Origin of the sequence: Rhodococcus sp. DMU1 (assembly GCF_012272955.1) — a bacterium.
GTDB lineage: Bacteria > Actinomycetota > Actinomycetes > Mycobacteriales > Mycobacteriaceae > Rhodococcus > Rhodococcus aetherivorans.
In genome coordinates, this window is the sequence record NZ_CP050952.1 from 1,873,301 (window position 1) to 1,891,260 (window position 17,960).

General features: G+C 71.9%; 19 protein-coding genes. 10 read left to right on the top strand and 9 right to left on the bottom strand.

The genetic code is table 11. From position 1 onward, the window contains the following. Positions 1–81: 81 nt before the first annotated feature. Positions 82–1,779: a fumarate hydratase gene (locus HFP48_RS08890; protein WP_029542320.1), complete on the bottom strand. Its 1,698-nt coding sequence runs from the start codon at positions 1,777–1,779 to the stop codon at positions 82–84. A 292-nt stretch (positions 1,780–2,071) separates the two neighbouring features. On the opposite strand from HFP48_RS08890, the gene HFP48_RS08895 reads away from it, so the two are divergent. Beyond that, the gene (locus HFP48_RS08895) at positions 2,072–2,827 is read left to right on the top strand and encodes a CPBP family intramembrane glutamic endopeptidase (protein ID WP_029542322.1); all 756 of its coding nucleotides are present in this window, start codon (positions 2,072–2,074) and stop codon (positions 2,825–2,827) included. A gap of 35 nt (positions 2,828–2,862) precedes the next feature. After that, positions 2,863–3,387, top strand: coding sequence for a 2'-5' RNA ligase family protein (locus HFP48_RS08900; RefSeq protein ID WP_168579366.1), 525 nt, complete (start codon positions 2,863–2,865; stop codon positions 3,385–3,387). Between the two features lie 10 nt (positions 3,388–3,397). Here HFP48_RS08900 and HFP48_RS08905 read toward each other — a convergent pair whose 3' ends face one another. Beyond that, the gene (locus HFP48_RS08905; protein WP_006933918.1) at positions 3,398–3,613 is read right to left on the bottom strand and encodes a hypothetical protein; all 216 of its coding nucleotides are present in this window, start codon (positions 3,611–3,613) and stop codon (positions 3,398–3,400) included. A gap of 90 nt (positions 3,614–3,703) precedes the next feature. Then, positions 3,704–4,495, bottom strand: coding sequence for a helix-turn-helix transcriptional regulator (locus HFP48_RS08910; protein WP_006933920.1), 792 nt, complete (start codon positions 4,493–4,495; stop codon positions 3,704–3,706). Positions 4,496–4,623: 128 nt separating this feature from the next. Here HFP48_RS08910 and HFP48_RS08915 point away from each other — a divergent pair, with 128 nt between their 5' ends. Further along, positions 4,624–4,959, top strand: coding sequence for a DUF1330 domain-containing protein (locus HFP48_RS08915; RefSeq protein ID WP_006933922.1), 336 nt, complete (start codon positions 4,624–4,626; stop codon positions 4,957–4,959). 12 nt (positions 4,960–4,971) lie between these two features. Here the strand turns inward: HFP48_RS08915 and HFP48_RS08920 are convergent, their stop codons facing one another. After that, positions 4,972–5,538: a mismatch-specific DNA-glycosylase gene (locus HFP48_RS08920; protein ID WP_168579367.1), complete on the bottom strand. Its 567-nt coding sequence runs from the start codon at positions 5,536–5,538 to the stop codon at positions 4,972–4,974. Between the two features lie 156 nt (positions 5,539–5,694). Between HFP48_RS08920 and HFP48_RS08925 the strand changes: the two genes are divergently transcribed. After that, a complete protein-coding gene (locus tag HFP48_RS08925; protein WP_006933925.1) occupies positions 5,695–6,639 on the top strand; it encodes a winged helix-turn-helix domain-containing protein in 945 nt (314 codons plus the stop codon). A 124-nt stretch (positions 6,640–6,763) separates the two neighbouring features. Continuing rightward, positions 6,764–7,486 (top strand): DUF1906 domain-containing protein, encoded by a 723-nt coding sequence (locus tag HFP48_RS08930; protein ID WP_168579368.1) that lies wholly within the window; start codon positions 6,764–6,766, stop codon positions 7,484–7,486. Here the strand turns inward: HFP48_RS08930 and HFP48_RS08935 are convergent. The 3 genes from HFP48_RS08935 to HFP48_RS08945 all read right to left on the bottom strand — a co-directional run bounded on the left by HFP48_RS08935 (position 7,473) and on the right by HFP48_RS08945 (position 10,299). Then, complete coding sequence (locus tag HFP48_RS08935; protein ID WP_029542330.1) at positions 7,473–8,900, bottom strand: MFS transporter; 1,428 nt, start codon at positions 8,898–8,900, stop codon at positions 7,473–7,475. The two genes, HFP48_RS08930 and HFP48_RS08935, sit on opposite strands and share 14 nt — an antisense overlap. 123 nt (positions 8,901–9,023) lie before the next feature. Next, positions 9,024–9,371, bottom strand: a complete 348-nt coding sequence (locus tag HFP48_RS08940) for a hypothetical protein (protein WP_029542331.1) — start codon at positions 9,369–9,371, stop codon at positions 9,024–9,026. 100 nt (positions 9,372–9,471) lie between these two features. Then, positions 9,472–10,299, bottom strand: coding sequence for a hypothetical protein (locus HFP48_RS08945; protein WP_037200674.1), 828 nt, complete (start codon positions 10,297–10,299; stop codon positions 9,472–9,474). Between the two features lie 359 nt (positions 10,300–10,658). Between HFP48_RS08945 and HFP48_RS08950 the strand changes: the two genes are divergently transcribed. Continuing rightward, complete coding sequence (locus HFP48_RS08950; protein WP_037200676.1) at positions 10,659–11,906, top strand: mannosyltransferase; 1,248 nt, start codon at positions 10,659–10,661, stop codon at positions 11,904–11,906. Here the strand turns inward: HFP48_RS08950 and HFP48_RS08955 are convergent. Beyond that, the gene (locus tag HFP48_RS08955) at positions 11,851–12,138 is read right to left on the bottom strand and encodes a 4a-hydroxytetrahydrobiopterin dehydratase (RefSeq protein ID WP_029542335.1); all 288 of its coding nucleotides are present in this window, start codon (positions 12,136–12,138) and stop codon (positions 11,851–11,853) included. The genes HFP48_RS08950 and HFP48_RS08955 overlap by 56 nt on opposite strands. Positions 12,139–12,163: 25 nt before the next feature. Here HFP48_RS08955 and HFP48_RS08960 point away from each other — a divergent pair, with 25 nt between their 5' ends. Next, positions 12,164–12,568, top strand: coding sequence for a (deoxy)nucleoside triphosphate pyrophosphohydrolase (locus tag HFP48_RS08960; protein WP_029542337.1), 405 nt, complete (start codon positions 12,164–12,166; stop codon positions 12,566–12,568). A 12-nt stretch (positions 12,569–12,580) separates the two neighbouring features. Here HFP48_RS08960 and HFP48_RS08965 read toward each other — a convergent pair whose 3' ends face one another. Beyond that, the gene (locus HFP48_RS08965) at positions 12,581–12,748 is read right to left on the bottom strand and encodes a hypothetical protein (RefSeq protein ID WP_006933942.1); all 168 of its coding nucleotides are present in this window, start codon (positions 12,746–12,748) and stop codon (positions 12,581–12,583) included. Between the two features lie 401 nt (positions 12,749–13,149). Between HFP48_RS08965 and typA the strand changes: the two genes are divergently transcribed. The 3 genes from typA (at position 13,150) to mshB (ending at position 17,911) form a co-directional block, all read left to right on the top strand. Then, entirely contained in the window at positions 13,150–15,036 is a 1,887-nt protein-coding gene (gene typA, locus HFP48_RS08970) for a translational GTPase TypA (RefSeq protein ID WP_006933946.1), read from the top strand. 77 nt (positions 15,037–15,113) lie between these two features. Beyond that, a complete protein-coding gene (locus HFP48_RS08975) occupies positions 15,114–17,021 on the top strand; it encodes an ABC transporter family substrate-binding protein (RefSeq protein ID WP_043799239.1) in 1,908 nt (635 codons plus the stop codon). Continuing rightward, on the top strand, positions 17,018–17,911 hold the full coding sequence (gene mshB / locus HFP48_RS08980) for an N-acetyl-1-D-myo-inositol-2-amino-2-deoxy-alpha-D-glucopyranoside deacetylase (protein WP_083662478.1): 894 nt from the start codon (positions 17,018–17,020) through the stop codon (positions 17,909–17,911). The genes HFP48_RS08975 and mshB overlap by 4 nt, the downstream gene beginning before the upstream one ends. Positions 17,912–17,960 lie beyond the last annotated feature (49 nt).

The following is a 17,960-nucleotide window of genomic DNA, read 5'->3' on the forward strand; positions in this document are numbered from 1 at the left end:
GGCTCGTCCGGCGCCGCAGCATCCCGGTGCGTCCTTCGGGCTGCTGGGACAGCCCAAAGGACGCACCGGCGGCGCAGCCGCCTACAGGCCGGGGCGCTTGCCGATCGTCAGGGTGACCTCGCCGGTGCCGGCGAAGAAATCGTTGCCCTTGTCGTCCACGACGATGAACGCCGGGAAGTCCTCGACCTCGATCTTCCACACCGCTTCCATACCCAGTTCCGGGTATTCGAGAACCTCGACCTTCTTGATGCAGTCGAGTGCGAGGCGCGCGGCCGGCCCGCCGATGGAGCCGAGGTAGAAGCCGCCGTGGTTCTTGCAGGCGTCGGTGACCTGCTGCGAGCGGTTGCCCTTGGCGAGCATGACCATCGAGCCGCCCGCGGCCTGGAACTGCTCGACGTAGGAGTCCATCCGGCCGGCCGTGGTGGGGCCGAACGAACCGGAGGCCATGCCGTCCGGGGTCTTGGCCGGCCCGGCGTAGTACACCGGGTGGTCCTTCAGGTACTGCGGCATTCCCTCGCCGGCGTCGAGGCGTTCCTTGATCTTCGCGTGCGCGATGTCGCGGGCGACGACGAGCGGGCCCGTGAGGGACAGCCGGGTCTTGACGGGGTGCTTGGACAGTTCGGCGAGGATCTCCGGCATCGGCCGCGTCAGGTCGATCTTCACCGCGGCACCCTTGCCGGTGCCCGACACGCCCTCGGTCTCGGCGTCGAGCTGGGCGTCGGTGATCTCGGGCAGGAAGCGGCCCGGGTTGAACTCGAGCTGTTCGAGGAACACGCCCTCCGGGGTGATCTTCGCCTTCGCCTGCCGGTCGGCGGAGCAGGACACGGCCAGCGCCACCGGCAGCGACGCGCCGTGCCGGGGCAGGCGGATGACACGCACGTCGTGGCAGAAGTACTTGCCGCCGAACTGCGCGCCGATCCCGATCTTGCGGGTCAGCTCGAGCACCTGCTCCTCGAGCTCGAGGTCGCGGAAGCCGCGGCCGGTGATCGCGCCCTCGTTCGGCAGCTCGTCCAGGTAGTGCGCCGAGGCGTACTTGGCGGTCTTGAGGGCGAACTCGGCGGAGGTGCCGCCGACGACGATCGCGAGATGGTACGGCGGGCACGCGGCGGTGCCGAGCGAGCGGATCTTGGCCTCGAGGAATCGCATCATCGAGTCCGGGTTCAGGATCGCCTTCGTCTCCTGGTACAGGTACGACTTGTTGGCCGATCCGCCGCCCTTGGCCATGAACAGGAACTTGTAGGCGTTCTCGTGGCCGGCCGCCGTGTCGGCGTAGAGCTCGATCTGCGCCGGCAGGTTCGAGCCGGTGTTCTTCTCCTCCCACATGGTGAGGGGAGCGTTCTGCGAGTACCGCAGATTGAGCCGGGTGTACGCGTCGTACACGCCGCGGGCGATGGCTTCCTCGTCGTTGCCGGGACTGAGGACGTGCTGGCCGCGCTTGCCCATGACGATCGCGGTGCCGGTGTCCTGGCACATCGGCAGCACCCCGGCGGCGGCGATGTTGGCGTTCTTCAGGAGATCGAGCGCGACGAACTTGTCGTTGTCCGACGCCTCCGGGTCGTCGAGGATGCTTGCGAGCTGCTTCAGGTGATCCGCGCGCAGGTAGTGCTGGATGTCGTGCAGCGCGGTCTCGGTGAGCAGGCGCAGCGCCTCGGGCTCGACCTGCAGGAAGGTGCGGCCGCCCGGTCCTTCGACGGTGGACACCCCCTCGGTGGTCAGCAGCCGGTACTCGGTGGGGTCTTCCCCGATCGGCAGCAGGTCCTCGTAGAGGAAGTCGGCCATTTCTTCTCCTGAACTGTCCTGGACAGCGGGGCTGATGTTCGCGACAAGGCTAGTCCGGGCGACACGGCGCCCCGACGCCGGGGCGTGTGACGCAATCCGCTCCCGCACCCGTCGTGACCTGCGTCACTACCGAATTCGGCCGTCGCTGTGGCGCCGGTCACGGCCCCGGCGGCACGCGATCCGTACACTGGTATGGATGGTTCGTACGGCACAGGAACGGGTACTCGGAGAGCATCGGGTACCCGGAGGGCACCGCTTCCGACAGACCCGAGAGCGGGAGTTCGAGAACACATTGAGTACCGAGACCGTGCCGACGACGGCACCTGCGCACCGCGGATCGCTTCGCGGCGCCCACGCCTGGCTCGACGTCGCCGTCGTGGTGGTCGTCCTCGTCGCCACCAACCTGATCGCGCACTTCACCACCGTGTGGGCCAGCATCGCGACGGTGCCCATCGCGGCCGTGGTGCTCGTCGCGCTGATGCGCCGCCGGGGCATGCGCTGGTCCGAACTCGGGCTCTCGCCGCGCCACTGGCGGTCCGGTTCGCTCTACGCGCTGGGCGCCGCGGGGATCGTGCTGGCCGTGATCGCCGTCGGCGTGGCGCTGCCCCCGACCCGGCAGTTCTTCCTGTCCGACCGCTACGCCACGATCTCCGGCGCGCTCCTCGCATCGATGATCGTCATCCCGCTGCAGACGGTCATCCCCGAGGAACTCGCGTTCCGCGGCGTGCTGCACGGCACGCTCGAACGTGTCTCGGGTGCGCGCGGCGTGTTCGCCGCCGGCTCGCTGCTGTTCGGCCTGTGGCACATCGCCTCGTCGCTCGGGCTCACGAACGGCAACCGCGGGCTCAGCGGCGTCCTCGGCGGCGGCCTGTGGGGACAGGTGCTGGGCATCGCCGGAGCGGTCGTGGCGACCGCGGCCGCCGGATTCGTCTTCACCTGGCTGCGCCGCCGCAGCGGGAGCCTGATCGCCCCGATCGCCCTGCACTGGTCGCTCAACGGCGCCGGTGCCCTGGCCGCGGCCCTGGTCTGGCACGCCACCCTGAACTGACCGCCGGCGAACCGCCGCCGCGGTACCGTGCGCTGATGGCACTCGCGGTCTGCCTGCTCTTCGACGCCGCCGCCCGGCGCGCCCTGCAACAGCTGTGGGCCCGGCTCGAAGATCTCGGTGTGCCGACGCTGCTCACCCATACCCACGGCCGGCACGTGCCGCACCTGTCGTACGCGGTGCTGCGCAGCTACGACGTCGACGACGTGACGGCCGCGCTCGAGGCGCTGCCCGACGGCGGGCCGCTGACCCTCTACTCCGACGGCCTGGGCGCCTTCCGGCGCGGACGGATCTGGCTCGCGCCCGCCCCCACCGCCGACCTCCTGCGGCGCCAGCAGCGTGTGGTCGACACCCTCACCGCCACCGGCGCGGACCTGCACAAGCACTACCGGCCGGGCGTATGGACCCCGCACCTGACCCTCAGCCCCCGCGCACGGCTGGACGACCTGCCGCGGGTGGCCGCGGCCGTCTACGACGTGCTGCCCCTCGCAACGGCCGTGTCCGGCGCGGCACTGATCGACACCACGACGGGGGAGCGCCGTCCGTTGCGGCGGGTCCCGTGACCGACGTCGCTCACTCCTCGGGGTTCTCCACCCACTTGCCGTAGGGCGGGGGGCCCTCGCCCATGATCTGCACTCCGAAGTGCGGGGCGTGCTTCCACACGTAGCCGTGCAGGGTGTGTTCCTCCGACGTCTGCGTGTTGACGAGGACGAGGTCTCCCGTCGCGCGCTCCTCGAGCGAGAACCCGCTCTCCGGGCCCTCGAGTACCCACCACTTCTTCCTGCTCATGATCGATGCCCTCCGGTGCGGGACGGGACAGGTCTCGGGCCGGACGTTACTCCCGAGCGGGCCTTCGCGGCACCGGTTCGCCGATCCGGGTCATCGGCTCCCCAGCAGACGGCGGGTGGTCTCGTCGGCGGGGTAGAACGCCTCGATCGCCAGTTCCGCGACGGTGACGTCCAGCGGCGTGCCGAACAGCGTCGTCGTGCTCAACAGCGACAGCTCGCCGTCGTCGGTGCGCAGCCGCAGCGGCACCACCAGGGCGTGGGCGCCGGCCGGGTCGAGCTCGGCGTCGTGGCCGTCGTCGCACGGGTAGGCGGCCAGTTCGGCGTGCAGCCGTCGCAGCACCGGGTCGCCCGTCGCGGCGAGCTGGTGCCGCAGACGTGTCAGCAGGTGCGCCCGCCACTGGCCGTGGTTGGCGATGCGCGGCGCCATGCCCTCCGGGTGCAGCGTCACCCGCAGCACGTTCACCGGGGGCTCGAGCAGCCGCGGCGCGCAGCCGTCGAGCAGTCCCACCACGGCGTCGTTGGCGTCGACCATCGTCCAGTGCCGGTCCACCACCAGCGCCGGATACGGCCGGTGCGACGCCAGGATCCGCTCGATCGCGTCGGCCACCGCGGCCATCGGCACGTCCCCGAGTCGGTGCTCCGGATACGCGGGGGCCAGGCCGGCCGCGAGCAGCAGCGAGTTGCGCTCCCGCAGCGGGATGTCGAGCTGATCGGCCAGGCGCAGCAGCATGGTGCGGGTCGGCCGCGACCGGCCGGTTTCGAGGAAGCTCACGTGCCGCGCCGAGACCTCCGCCCGGTTGGCGAGCGCGAGCTGGCTCAGGCCGCGACGCTCGCGCCAGTGCCGCAGCAGCACTCCGACGGGTTCCTCGTGCACGGTGGTCATGCCCGTCACCGTAGGCGCGGAGTGGGAAGGGCGGCCATTACCTGCCGGGTAATCGATTCGGGCACCGGAGCGCGGCAGTCTCGTCGGTGTGCGGCACACCGCCGCCACCGACCGACCGGGAGGACCCCATGACCGCCTACGCGATCGCCCATCTGCGTTCCGTCGACTTCGGCCCCGAGATCGTCCGTTACCTCGAGGAGATCGACGACACCTTCACGCCGTACGGGGGCAGGTTCGTCGTCCACGGCGCCGAACCCGAGGTTCACGAGGGACCGTGGCCCGGCCACGTCGTGGTCGTCGAGTTCCCCGACCTCGAGCAGGCCCGCGCCTGGTACCGGTCGCCGGCCTACCAGGCGATTCTGCCGCTGCGCACCGAGCACTCCGACAGTTCGGCGATCCTCGTCGACGGCGTGCCGCCGGGATACCGGGCGAGCGACTACCTCGCCAAGGTGGGACGCGGCTGATCCGTCCGCGGTTCAGCGCAGGATCCCGGCCGCGCGGGCGGGCGCCGCATACGCCTCGGCGAGGGTGTCCACCGTCTCGTGGGCGTTGAGCCCGCTCGGATTCGGCACCACCCACACCGGCACCCCGCCGAGCGTCTCCGCCTGCAGCCCCGCGACGGCCTTCCGGTGCCCGAACGCCGACCGGTACGCGGTGATGCCGGCGACGGCCACCACCCGCGGCCGGTGCAGCGCCACCACCTCGGCCAGCCGCACCGCCCCGGTCCGCAGTTCCTCGGCCGTGAGCTCGTCCGCGCGGGCCGTGGCGCGCGGCGCGAGATTGGTGATCCCGACGCCCCGCTCGATCAGGTGGGCCCTGTCGTCCTCGCTCATCCCCGAGGTGGGGTCGATGGGCCGGAGCAGGATGCCGGCCCGCAGCAGCGCCGGGTAGAAGCGGTTGCCGGGCCGCGCGAAGTGCGCACCCGTCGCCGCCGTCCACAGGCCCGGGTTGATGCCCACGAACAGCAGCCGGCAGTCCGGCCCGATCAGGTCGGGCACCACCGCGTCACGGAAGCGTTCGAGTTCGGCGCGCGTGAATCCCACCCGCCCCACGGTAGCGAGCGGCGCCGCCGGCCCCGGCAGTGCCGGGCCCGGGGAGTGTGGCCGCCATCGCGCCCGCGCCCATCGGCTAGGGTGAAATGCGCGTCGTGGCGGGACCGGACAGCCGCGGCGAGCAGGGCCGAAACGATAGGGGAAGGTGTGCAGCGCCGGAACGTGATCGGTAACCCCGTCGGAGACTCGTCCGGCCGCGAGGTGGCGCTACCGCCGTACACGGATCTGCTGTGGCCCACCCTGCAGGCGCTGATCGGGCTCGGTGGCTCGGCCTCGATCGAGGAGCTCGAGAAGGCCGTCATCGCGCGCGAAGGTCTGTCCGAGGCCGCGCGGTCCGTACTGCACGGCGACGGGCCGGTCACCGAGATCGAGTACCGGGTCGGCTGGGCGCGCACCTACCTCAAGGGCATGGGGCTGCTCGCCAACACCCGTCGCGGCGTGTGGAGCGTCACCGACCGCGGCCGCGCGGTGCAGGAATCCGAGATCAAGCCCCTGCAGGTGGCATACACCGCGGAGAAGCGGCGCAAGCGGCTCGTGCGCAACGCGTCGTCGCGCGCGCAGGTGGTGACCCTCGCGGCCGCCCCCGAGGATCCCGAGCTGTGGCGCGAGCCCGTGCTCGCCGCCGTCGCCGAGCTCCCCGACGAGGGCTTCGAACGGCTCGCCGTCGCGGTGCTCCGCGCCGCCGGCTTCACCACCATCTCGGTGCCCCCGCACGGCGGTCACCTCGACACCGGCTCCGACAACGACGTCGACGTCGAAGGCACCGGCGTGCTGCGGGTGTCGCTGCTCGGCTTCTCGGTGTTCTTCCGGTTCCTGCGCGGCCCCGAGCGGGCGGGCGCGGACGTCGTGCGCGAGTTCCGCGCCGCGATGGCCGGTCGCGGCGAGAAGGGCCTGCTCGTCACCACCGGGACGTTCGGCGACGACGCCCGCGCCGAGGCGCACCGGCTCGGCGCGCCGCCCATCGAACTCGTCGACGGCGACGGCCTGTGCGATCTGCTCAAGGAACACGGTCTCGGGGTCCACACCACGGTGCGCACCGTCGAGGACGTCGCCCTCGTTCCCGCCTTCTTCGCCGAGCTCGGCGGCCGGTAGCCGCGCCGCGTCCCCGTCGCGCGGGCCCCGAATCCCGATGTGCCCGCGCGGGACCCGCGAGTGTGGTGCAATACCGGAAGCTCGACACCCTGTCCGCCGTGCACGCTCGTCCAAGCGAGGTTCGATGGCCATCTCACGTCGGGAACTGTTGCGGTACGCGGCCGTCGGCTCGTGCGCGGCCTGGGTGTCGGCTGTCGCCGCCCCCGGGGTGGCGCACGGCCGGGAGGTGCTCGGCACGATCGTCGACTACTCGGCGGCCGTGCCGTCGCCGTCGTCGATCCGTGCCGCCGGGCACATCGGTGCCATCCGGTACGTCTCGGACCGCCGGCCGGGCGCCGAATGGATGCTGGCCAAGCCGCTGACGGAGTCGGAGGCCGCCGCGCTCGTCGCCGGCGATCTCGAGGTCGTGTCGTGTTATCAGTTCGGCAAGGCCGACACGGCGGACTGGCTCGGCGGATACGACGCCGGGGTCCGGCACGCGACGCGCGGCCTCGACCTGCATCGGGCGGCCGGAGGACCGGCGGACCGGCCGATCTACGCCTCGATCGACGACAATCCGTCCGAGCAACAGTTCGCCGACCTGATCGCGCCGTACCTGCAGGGCTGGCACGACGTGGTCGGCGCCGGGAACACCGGCGTGTACGCCAACGGGCCGACCATCTCCTGGGCCCGCGACGCCGGCCTGGGATCGTTCTACTGGCAACATGATTGGGGCACGGCCGAGGGCTACGTGCATCCCGCGGCGGACCTGCACCAGGTGGGTGGCGGGACGATCGACGGCATCGGCATCGACGTCAACAATGTATTCAGCGCCGACTACGGGCAGTGGTCGCTCACCGCCGGTTGAGCCCGCCGGGCCGCGCCCGGGGAACGGCGGCGGTCAGGGCCAGCGCGACGGCGGAGGCCGCGATCGACAGCAGGAAGGTGGCGCGGAACCCGTCGAGGGCGGGCACCGTGTAGGTGCCGACCGTCGTGGTCATCGCCGCGAGCACCACGCTCACCACCGCCGCGGACGTGGACGTCCCGATCGAACGCATCAGCGTGTTGAGACTGCTCGCGGCGGCGGTCTCGGACAGCGGCACCGCGCCCATGATGAGGGCCGGCATCGCCGCGTACGCCAGGCCGATGCCCGCCCCGATGATCATCCCCGCCACGACGATGTGCCAGATCTCGGTGTACGCGACGTAGACCAGCACGTAGCCGGCGCCCACCACCACGACCCCGCTCGCCAGGGTGACCCGTGGCCCGTGGCTGCCGGTGATCCGCGCGGAGACGGGGGACAGCGCCATCATGACGATCCCGCCCGGCGCGATGAGCACTCCGGCCGTCACCATGGACAGCCCGAATCCGTAGCCCGTCTCGGTGGGGGCCATCAGCAACTGCGGGAACGCGAGCATCTGTCCGTAGATCGCGAATCCGACGGCGACCGACGCGAGGTTGGTCAGCAGCACCGGGCGCCGCGCGGAGATCCGTAGATTCACCAGGGGTCGCGCCGTGCGCAGTTCGTAGTATCCCCACACGAGCGCCGCGCCGGCGGCGCCGGCGAACATGCCCAGGGTCAGGGGATTCGACCAGCCCCAGGTGCCGCCCTTGGTGACGGGCAGGAGCAACAGCGTCAGCGTGACCGAGAGGCCGATCGCGCCGACGACGTCGAACCGGCCGGGGTTGCGGTGGGGCGACTCCGGGATCACCTTCAGCACCATGGCGATGCCCAGCAGGCCGAAGCCGGCGGCGGCGGCGAACAACATGTGCCAGTCGGCGATCTGGGCGATGGCCGCGGCGACGGGGAATCCGACGGCGCCGCCCACCCCGAGGGTGGCGCTGATGGTCGCCATCGCCCCGGCGATCCGCCGGGGCGGCAGTTCGTCGCGCAGGATCGCGATGCCGAGCGGGATCGCGCCGGTCGCCGCGCCCTGCAGGGCGCGGCCGGCGATCATCGGGAGCAGCGACTCGGCGAGGGCGCAGACGAGGGAGCCGGCCACGACCGCACCGAGGCTGACCAGCAGCATGCGCCGCTTGCCGAACATGTCGCCCAGCCGGCCGCTGATGGGGGTGAGGACCGCCGCGGCGAGGAGCGTGGCGGTGACCGCCCATGAGGCGTTCTCCACGGACGTGCCGAGCAGGTGCGGCAGCTGGGGGAGCAGGGGGATGACGAGGGTCTGCATCAACGCGACGACGATCCCGCACAGGGAGAGCACCGCGACGAGACCACGGGGTGCGGGGCGTTCGGCTGTGCCCGGAACGGGGGTCTCGACGGCCATGCGCCTCCTCGGGTCCGGGGGCCGCGCGATACGGGCGGGCATGGACGTGATCTACGAGATGTATCAGGTTCCCCACCGGGAGGGCAGCCGCCCGCCCGCCGATCGGGACACGGGCCCGGCCGGTCAGCTCTGGCAGTGCGCGGCGGGGTCGGGTTCGGCGGCGGTGACGACGAGCGTGGGATGCGGGTCGTCGGGGGCATCGTGGACACCGCGCCACGACAGCAGCGACCAGCGGGACAGTCCCGACAGCGCCGAGCCGAGGCTGGCGAACGACAGCGACGACAGGGCCGAACCGAACGAGCCCACCGAACCGACGGACAGCACCGACCCCACGCTGCCGATCGACAGGATCGAGTACGCCGAGCCGATGGACAGGATCGAGCCCTCGGAGCGGACGGACAGGATCGACCGGTGTGAACGGCGCGAGCGCAGGGACCGGGAAGCGGTGAGCCTGGACGGTGTTTCGGCCATGACTCGGTCTACCACGCGGTTCCCGGCTCGGGAAGCGCCCGGACGACGGAGGCCGCCGGGGGATGATCCCGGCGGCCTCGGCCAAGGTGCGGATGATCGGTCAGGCGACCGTGACGAGCCCGATCGTCGGCAGGAAGGTGCACGAACGCGGGGCCGCGCCCGCGGCTTGCGTGGTGATGCCGCCGGAGATCACGGCGGCCACGTTGCCGGAGCCGGTGTCGGCGATCGCGCTGAGCGTCGTCGGCCCGTCGGGATTGATCCTGGCCTCGTTGGTCAACGTCGCGGTGCCGCTGCGGCCGTTGGAGACGTTGATCCAGCTCACCGTCAGCGGCTGCGCCTGCTGGTCGGCGAACTTGGCGGTGCCCAGGGCGGTGAACACGAACCCGGCCTGGCCGGCCTTCGGGCCCGGCGGCGGGAGCGGCGCGGGGCCGGCCACGGCGAGCGCGGTGCCGATGGAGTCGCCGCCGTCGCGGATGCAGTCCTTGCCGATGCTCGGGTACAGGAACTGCGAGATCGCCACGGCGCCCGGCTCCGGAATGTCGGGTCCGCCGCCGCCGCTGCCGTCGAGGAAGGTGATCACGCGCTGGAGCAGGGCCTTGACCGAGTCCGGCAGCTGCGAGTTCGCGAGCAGTTCCTTCGCCTGGTCGAGGAGCTGATTCTTGCCGTCCGCGACGTCGGCCGGGCCGGCCGCCGCTCCGACGATGGCGGGGGCGAGGGAGGCGAGGGCCTCGACCTCTTCGGGGGCGGCTGCCTGGGTGCTGAGCATGCCCATGAGCGACTCGATCGACAGATCCGCCGGCACCTGGTAGCCGGCGAACTCGGCCGGCAGCTGGAGCACGTCGGGGATGCCCGGAACGACGGGTTGCGCGACCGCCTGCGACGGCACGGTGAGCGCCGCGGCGGCGGCGAGGGCGCAGGCGGTGAACATCCTGCGCGTTGCTCGGGTTCGAAGCACTTTTCCCCATCCTTGTCGTTGAAGCGGCTCCGGAGCGCGAGGCGCCGATGCCGCTGACGGCTCGGGGAGACACTTTATGTAGGCCCCCCGATCAGTACAAGCCGTGGCCGGTCTCACAGCCGCGCCCGTACTGGCGGGAGTCTAGCCATAACGTGTTCCGATCAGTGGTGTCCGCTCGAGACTACGTGTGACTGATGTGGTTTTTGTGAGAGTAGATGAAACTGTTACTGATGTGAGTATCGTGTTCGGCCCGCCGCCGCGGAACGGATAGTCTGCATCCGTCCCCGGCCCTTTCCCCCCGGGGTGACGTGACGACGGGAGGCCGCACCGCAGTGTCCGATCCGGTTCGCCCGCATCGACTGTGGTGGTGCGCGGCCCTGCTGGCCGTCTCCGTCGGGGCCCGGCTGGCGTGGAACTTCCTCACGCCCAACGGCATGAATCTCGTGGATCTGCACGTGTACGTCGACGGTTCCGCGGCGCTGCTGCGCGGCGAACTGTACGACTTCACCTACACCCGGGACACTCCCGAGTTCTCCCTGCCCTTCACCTACCCGCCGTTCGCGGCACTGGTCTTCTTCCCGCTGCACTATCTGCCCTTCCCGGTGGTCGGGGTGGCGTGGCAGCTGCTGACCGTGGCCGCCCTGTTCGGCCTCCTGCGCATCTGCCTCGAGTTGCTGTTCGGTTCCGCGGCGCACGGCGCGCGCTGGACGGCGGTCGCGCTCGTGTGGACGGCGGTGGGCATCTGGACGGAGCCCATCCGCACGACCCTCGACTACGGACAGGTCAACGTGTTCCTGGCCTTCGGCGTGATGGTCGCGGTCCGCAGCAACCGCTGGTGGCTCTCGGGCGGACTGGTCGGATTGCTCGCCGGCATCAAGCTGACCCCGGCGATCGCCGGCATGTACTTCGTGGCGCGTCGCCGCTGGGCGGCGGCGTTCTTCTCCGCGGCGACCTTCGCCGCCACCGTCGCCGTCAGCTGGCTGCTCCTCGGCGACCAGGCGCGGACCTACTTCACCACGTTGTTCGGCGACGCCGACCGGATCGGGCCGGTGGGGTCGGTCTGGAACCAGTCGCTGCGCGGAGCGCTGAGCCGCATCGTGGGACACGACGTGGGCACCGGGCCGCTGTGGCTGGCGGCTGTCGCGGCCTCGGCGGCGCTCGCCGTCGCGGCCTGGCGTGCCCTCGGCCCGGACGACCGGCTCGGCACGATCGTCGTCGTCGAACTGTTCGGGCTGCTGGTGTCGCCGATCTCCTGGATGCACCACTGGGTGTGGGTGCTGCCGATGCTGCTGTGGCTGGTCTACGGGCCGCTCGCCGGCCGCCTCGGCACCCGTGTGCTCGCCGGGTTCTGGGCGGTGCTGACCGTCGTCGGGGTGCCGTGGCTCCTCGGCCTGGCGCAGGACTCGATGTGGGACATCTCCCGCCCCGCCCTGCTGGCCTGGGCGGGCGCGTGCAACGTGGTGGGGGTGCTGGCGGTGTACGCGTGGATCGTCTACACCGGGCGCCCGGCTGCGGCCCCGCCCGTCAGCCGCGGGCCAGCGCGTCGATCTTCCGGGCCAGCTCCACGTCCGACCCGGTGATCCCGCCGGCGGAATGGGTGGACAGCGAGTAGGTCACCTTCCGCCAGCGGATGTCGATGTCGGGGTGGTGGTTCGCCGCCTCGGCGGCCTCGGCCACCCTGTCCACCAGCGCGACGGCCGCGGGGAACGAGGAGGACTCGACGGTCCGCACGATCGCGTTCCCGTCCCGTCGCCACTCGGGCAGCTGGGCGAGGGCGGCATCGATGTCGGCGTCGGAGAGCAACTCGGCCATGCCCCATTCTGGGACGATGCCGCACATGAGTGCAACGACGGGCCGGGCGGACGAGGTAGTGGCCGGGGCGATCTTCCGCGACGGCCGGCTGTTGCTGGCCCAGCGCATCGGGCCGCCGGAGCTCGCGGGGCTGTGGGAGCTGCCGGGCGGCAAGGCCGAGCCGGGGGAGTCCGCCGAGGCGGCGCTGCGCCGGGAGCTGCGCGAGGAACTGGGCGTGGAGGTCGCCGGTGCGCAGCGGGTCGGGGTCGGGGTGCCGCTGGACGGCGGCCGGGTGCTGCGTGCCTACCGGGTGGAGCTGCTCTCCGGGGAACCGCGGCCGCTCGAACACGCGGCACTGTGCTGGGTGGACGCCGACGAGCTGGAGCAGATCGACCTGGTGCCGAACGACCGGCTGTGGCTGCCGGAGCTGCGCGCGCACCTCGGGCGCTGACGGGGCGGGCGGTCAGGCGGCGCGGGCCTTCTTCAGGCGCTTCGCGAGTTCCTTCCCGCCGAGGCCCTCGTGCTCGAGCCTCTTCATCCGCATGATCACCACGGGGCAGCGCACACAGCGGGTCTTCTTGCGGCAGCACTTCTTCTTGGGCTCGAGCTGCGCGACCCTGCTCGCCTTCACCTTGCCCATCCGTGTCGCCGGCCTTTCGTCGGTGGGTCCCGGACCACAGCACTGGGCCCCTGGTCACATCAATTGGAAGGTTAGCATGCCCTAATAAAGGCGGAGGCGCCCGGCGAGCCGGTTTCGGCGGCCCGCAGCCGCCGGCGGGTTCGCCGAACAGTGCGCCGGGACGTGGCGAACGTCACGCTCCGGCCCGCGAACTGGTGAATCAGCCGTCGGCGGGCGCGAGGTACCACGTCCGGCCTGTACTGTATTGGAGGCCGCAGTGCCTGTGCGGGCCGTTCGCGGCCGCGAACGGGTGACTCGCATTCGCGACGCGGCCACCGCAAGAACGCCGTACGGGCGAGGTGCCGTCTGGGTCCAGTGCCGTGTGGCCGGACAACAGCCAGGAGAGCCATCGCGTGAGCACCGCCAGTTTCCGCAACGTCGCCATCGTCGCGCACGTCGACCACGGAAAGACCACCCTCGTCGACGCCATGCTGCGCCAGTCGGGCGCCTTCGCCGAGCGCGCGGAACTCGTCGACCGGGTCATGGACTCCGGTGACCTCGAGCGCGAGAAGGGCATCACCATTCTCGCGAAGAACACCGCCGTGCACCGGTACAACGGCGACGGCACCGTCACCGTCATCAACGTGATCGACACCCCCGGTCACGCCGACTTCGGTGGCGAGGTCGAGCGCGGCCTGTCCATGGTCGACGGCGTCGTCCTGCTCGTCGACGCGTCCGAGGGCCCGCTGCCGCAGACCCGCTTCGTGCTGCGCAAGGCGCTCTCCGCGTCGCTGCCGGTGCTGCTGGTGGTCAACAAGACCGACCGCCCCGACGCCCGCATCGCCGAGGTCGTCGAGGAGACCCACGACCTGCTGCTCGACCTTGCCTCCGACCTCGACGACGAGGCCTCCGAGGCCGCCGAGCAGCTGCTGGACCTGCCGGTCCTGTACGCCTCCGGGCGCGAGGGCAAGGCGTCGACGGAACAGCCCGAGAACGGACAGGCGCCCTCCGCCGAGAACCTCGACGCGCTGTTCGACGTCCTCATGAAGTACATCCCCGCCCCCAAGGGTGATCCGGCCGCACCGCTGCAGGCCCACGTCACGAACCTCGACGCCTCCGAGTTCCTCGGCCGCCTGGCGCTGCTGCGCATCCACAACGGCGAGCTGCGCAAGGGCCAGACCGTCGCGTGGATGCACGCCGACGGCGTGAAGAACGTGAAGATCACCGAGCTGCTCCAGACCATCGGTGTCGAGCGCCGGCCCGGTGACGTCGCCGTCGCCGGCGACATCGTCGCCGTCGCCGGTATCCCGGACATCATGATCGGCGACACCCTTGCCGACGTGGACAACCCGGTCGCCCTGCCGCGCATCACGGTCGACGAGCCGGCCATCTCGGTGGTCATCGGCACCAACACGTCGCCGCTCGTCGGCCGCGTGCAGGGCCACAAGCTGACCGCGCGCATGGTCAAGTCCCGTCTCGACTCGGAGCTGGTCGGCAACGTGTCGCTGCGCGTGCTCGACATCGGCCGCCCCGACGCCTGGGAGGTGCAGGGCCGCGGCGAGCTGGCGCTGGCCATCCTCGTCGAGCAGATGCGCCGCGAGGGCTTCGAGCTGACCGTCGGCAAGCCGCAGGTGGTCACCCGGCAGGTCGACGGCAAGGTGCACGAGCCCTACGAGGAACTCACCATCGACAGCCCCGAGGAACACCTCGGCGCGATCACCCAGCTGCTCGCGGCCCGCAAGGGCAAGATGGTGCAGATGTCCAACCACGCCGCCGGATGGGTGCGCATGGAGTTCATCGTCCCGTCGCGCGGCCTCATCGGGTTCCGCACCGACTTCCTCACCGAGACCCGTGGCACGGGCATCGCCAACGCCGTTTTCCACGGCTACGCCCCGTGGGCCGGGGAGATCCGCGCACGGCACACCGGCTCGCTGGTCTCCGACCGCTCGGGCTCGGTCACGCCGTTCGCCATGATCCAGCTCGGCGACCGCGGCACCTTCTTCGTGGAGCCGGGCAGCGACACCTACGAGGGCCATGTCGTGGGCATCAACCCGCGCGCCGAGGACCTCGACATCAACGTCACCCGCGAGAAGAAGCTCACCAACATGCGCTCCTCCACGGCCGACGTGATGGAGACCCTCGCGAAGCCGATCACCCTGAGCCTCGAGGAGGCCATGGAGTTCTGCGCGTCCGACGAGTGCGTCGAGGTCACCCCGGAGATCCTCCGCGTCCGCAAGGTGCACCTGTCGGCCACCGACCGGGCCCGCGCCCGCTCGCGGGAGAAGGCTCGCAACAAGTAGTCGCGGCAGTGGTGGTCCCGGGGGCCCCCCCCCCCCCCCCCCCCCCACCGCCGCATCCCGGAGGGAAGGGAGGCCGGATGCGCAGGATCGCCGGGATCACCGCGGTCGCCGCGGTGCTGGGGTTGACGGCGTGCACCGCCGATCCGCCGCCGCCGATCGAGCAGACCGAGCCCACCCGGACCCCCACCCCGGTTCCCCAGCTCAACACCGTCGTGGTGGCCGTCGACGACGTGGGCGCCGGGCTCAACCCGCACCTGCTCGCCGACCAGTCGCCCGTCGGCAACACCGTCGCCGGGATGGTGCTGCCGAGCGCGTTCCGGCCCGTGCCCGACCCCGCGCGGCCCGGCGCCTCCGCGTGGGTGCTCGACGAGTCCGTCCTCGCATCGGCCGAGGTCACCTCGCAGGCCCCGTTCACCATCACCTATCAGGTGCGCGACGAGGCGCAGTGGTCCGACAGCGCGCCCATCGCCGCCGAGGACTTCCGGTACCTGTGGCAGCAGATGATCACCCAGCCCGGTGTGGTCGATCCCGCCGGATACCGCCTCATCGAGGACGTCGGATCCTCCGGCGGCGGCAAGACCGTCACCGTCACGCTGCGCGAGCCCTACCCGGCGTGGCGGGAACTGTTCACCCACCTGCTGCCGGCTCACCTCGTCAAGGACACTCCGGGCGGTTTCACCACGAGCCTCGCCGAATCGATCCCGGTGTCCGGCGGGCAGTTCCATGTCAAGTCCGTCGACCGCGGCCGCGGCGAGATCCTGCTCGAACGCAACGATCGCTTCTGGGGCACGCCGGCCCGGCCCGACCGGATCCTGTTGCGCCGCGGCGGAACCGACGCGCAGCTCGCCGAGTCCATTCGCACCGGCGACGCGCAGGTCGCGCAGATGCACGGTGGGGGATCCGCGCTGCTCGCCCAGCTCGGCGCGATCCCGCAGGTGCGCACCGGCACCCAGCTGCAGCCCCGCGTCCTCGAGCTGACCCTCAACGGCCGCACGACCGAGTTCGCCGATCCGCGCGTGCGCCGGGCCGTCCTCGGGCTTCTCGACCCGGACCTGCTGGCCACCGTCGCGGCCGGCACGGAATCGGCCGTCGTCGCGGCCCGCGCGCAGGTGCTCGCCCCGTCCGATCCCGGCTATTCGCCGACGATGCCGCCGCGGCCCGGCCGCGAGGAGTCCCTCGCGCTCCTCGCCGGGGCCGGGTATGTACCGGCCGGCCCGGCGACGATCGACGCAACCGGCACCCCGGCGCCCGAGACCGCGACCACGGGTCTGCTCGCCCAGGGCGGCGTGCCGCTCACCCTCGTGCTGGGCGTGCCGGAGAACTCGCCGGTGGCCGACGCCGTCGCCCGCACCGCCGCGGACCAGCTGCGTGGGGCCGGTGTCGCCGCCACCGTGACGACGTTGCCGCCGGACGAGCTCTACGGCGACGCCCTCGTCGAGGGGACCGTGCATGCGGTGGTCGGCTGGACGCGCGCCGGAGGCGACCCCGCCACCGCTGCGCTGTCCCGATTCGGTTGCCCCCCAGTGCTTCCCGAGCAGGGCCCCGGCTCCGTCGAGCCGGCTCCCGCACCCACCCCGACGCCGGAGCCCGCCCCCGGCGGTGACGCCGAGTCCGTTCCGGACGGTGACGCCGAGTCCGTTCCGGACGGTGACGCCGGGCCGGTTCCCGACGGTGACGCCGGGCCGGTTCCCGACGACGAGATCGAGGCCGCCGAGGCGCAACTCGCCGCACCGAGCAACGTGTCCGGGGTGTGCGACCCCACCCTCGACCCGGAACTCGCCGGGGCCCTGCGCGGCGCCGGCGACGTGCCCGCCGTCCTGGCCGGGGCGCAGCCGAAGCTGTGGGACCTCGCCGTCACCCTGCCGATCGTGCAGGACCGCACCGTGATCGCCGCGGGACCCGGCGTCGAGGGCGTGACGCTGGCCGGCTCGATCCCTGCCGGTTCCCTGTCCGACGCGCAGAACTGGTGGAGGACCACACCGTGACCGATCGGAACGCCCCCGCGCCGAAACGCCTGCTGCTGGTGCACGCCCATCCCGACGACGAATCCATCACCACGGGCGGCACCATCGCCCGCTACGCCGCCGAGGGCGCCGAGGTCACCGTCGTGACGTGCACCCTCGGGGAGGAGGGCGAGGTCGTCGGCGACGAATGGGCGCAGCTCACCGCCGACCGGGCCGATCAGCTCGGTGGCTATCGCATCCACGAGCTCGGCCGGGCGCTGGCCGCCCTCGGCGTGCCCGCGCCCCGCTTCCTCGGCGGCGCCGGGCATTGGCGCGACTCCGGGATGGCCGGCACCCCGTCGGCCGCGAACCCGCGGGCCTGGGTGAACGCCGACCGCGACGAGGCGGTGGCCGCACTCGTCGCGGTGATCCGGGAACTGCGCCCGCACGTGGTGGTCACCTACGACCCCGTGGGCGGTTACGGCCACCCCGACCACATCCAGGTGCATCACGTCGTGACCGCAGCGGTCGAGGCCGCGGGGACCGGCGCCTACCCGCACGCCGGCGCACCGTGGGATCCGGCGAAGCTGTACTGGACCGTCACCGAGGCGAGCGCCCTGCGCCGCGGCATCGCGGAGATGACCGGCCTGCCCGACGGGTGGCAGCGTCCCGGCCCCGACGACCTGCCGTGCGTGCCCGACGAACAGGTCACCACCGTGGTCGACGTCGCCGGCGTGCTCGACGCCAAGCGGGCGGCCCTGGCGGCGCACGCGACCCAGGTCGTCGTCGCGCCCGGCGGAGCACAGTTCGCCCTGTCCAACCTCGTCGCGCAGCCCGTGCTGGAGCAGGAGCACTACGTGCTCGTCCGGGGCGACCGCGGCGACGTCGACGGCTCCGGCCGGGAGCGTGACCTCTTCGCCGGGCTGAGTTAGTGTGACCACGAGCACCGGACAGGTGATCGTGGTCACACGAGAGGGTCCT